We start from the raw sequence: 848 nt of genomic DNA, 5'->3' as shown, positions 1-848 counted from the left end.
GCTAACTATGAGCAGGCTAAGTAGCACTCGAAGATCCACCTAGTCATCGATTAAAACTCTGACACCAACTCTAAATATACCAAGCATTTCCTTAGAGAATTGAAGGGCATCCTTCTGTAGGACAAAGAGCCTACTACCCACCCTCACGGACTTTGCGGCCATTAATCCCCCTAATGTTTTGCACCGTCGATGATTGATTGGACTTCCCTTACTATGGGTACAGGAATGTCAGACCCGATGATCAAATTAATGTTCTCACGCATCCATTCAAGGCATTCATCCTGACTCATCTGGTCGCCGGCAATGACGTCATTGATCTCCACCGCACTCATTCGAGATAAGCCAAGCTCCATCAATGAAAGCATAGTTCTCGTTGATACACCAAACTCAAGCGCCGTGCCTATATCAATCTCTTCAGTCAACAAATCGCTGCGATTCGCTACTGCGAGGAAGAACTTTAGAACATCTACGTATGCCGCGATGTACTTCGGCGCCTTGGATCTGGCGACCTGCTCGACAAGCTCCATGGTGTCTCTGATGACCAAAGGCACCTTAACTTCCTTTCCTTTGCGGTTCAGGTAGTTAATTCGCTTCCTTATCATGTAACTCAGAGAGTAACCCCTAAGCCAGTCAAGGACTACGATCGAGTAGACGGACGTAGCAGAAGGAGGCTGAAACGCAGGGAATACGTGTTCATTGATAGCACTCATAATCGCATTGAACCTCCCGTAGGCCTTTTCGCTATCAGCTGGCTCAAGTAGCAACTGCTCCTCCCTGCCCAAGAAGGTTCTGAAGTGCTGCAACAGCTTGTGGAGACCAAGGGCGGCGACGCCCGGGTGCCGGGAGAT

Annotated in this window: 1 protein-coding gene; it reads right to left on the bottom strand. The window is 48.9% G+C overall.

Annotated elements, in window-relative coordinates:
* Positions 1-170: 170 nt before the first annotated feature.
* Positions 171-848 (bottom strand): hypothetical protein (locus KVS69_RS18455; RefSeq protein ID WP_217539438.1); only part of this gene is annotated, 678 nt, incomplete at its 5' end.

Source organism: Stenotrophomonas sp. GbtcB23 (genome assembly GCF_019091045.1).
GTDB classification, from domain to species: domain Bacteria; phylum Pseudomonadota; class Gammaproteobacteria; order Xanthomonadales; family Xanthomonadaceae; genus Stenotrophomonas; species Stenotrophomonas rhizophila_A.
Note: the sequence above shows the minus strand (reverse complement) of the source record. Positions and strands in the feature narration are given on the sequence as shown.